This is a genomic window from Vibrio sp. 1288, assembly GCF_033344475.1.
Genome location: NZ_JAWPOX010000707.1, coordinates 1 through 625, shown reverse-complemented (window position 1 = coordinate 625; position 625 = coordinate 1). Strand labels below are relative to the sequence as shown.

Below are 625 nucleotides of genomic sequence, written 5' to 3'. Positions count from 1 at the left end.
AACTTTATTCATCGCAAGCCGATAACGGCGTATCAAAAACAGATGTTGGACTCGTTTGGTTCTCTTTTCTCACAAATTTATATCCGTAAGCGCCAAGAGCAAAATGTGCGCATGTTGCACTCAAGCATGGTTGAGTTGTCGCGCTGTACAACCGTTAGTGATGTGTGTAAGTCGGCGGTGACTTTCGCGATTAAAAACCTCGGTATTGATCGTATGGCGGTATTTTTGACCGATGAAAACTGCTCATACATGCAGGGCACTTGGGGCACGGACATTCAAGGGAATGTCGTCGATGAGTCCTATTTCTTTGGTGAGACGCAAAACTTTTCTCTGATCAATTTAGCTCGCGCCGTACCGAGTGAAGTCGCATTCGAAGAATCCGTTCCCATTTATCACGACTGTAATATCGTCGGTTTTGGTTGGGCGGCAATGACGGTTCTCACCTCAAACAGCAGTGGCCCCATCGCTTTTATTGCCGTCGACAACCTGCTCACTCGCGCGCCGTTAACCTCTCAACTGCGCGAAGTGATTCGTATGTTCTCTTCCAGTTTGGCCGAGGTGCTGCAACGCACTCAAGCTCAAGAGGCGATTCGAGAGTTAAATGAAAACCTTGAGTTAGAAGTGC

The 625-nt window shown here is 47.7% G+C and carries 1 pseudogene; it reads left to right on the top strand.

From position 1 onward, the window contains the following. Positions 1 to 625: pseudogene (locus R8O11_RS28900) on the top strand (GGDEF domain-containing protein); the annotation flags it as partial.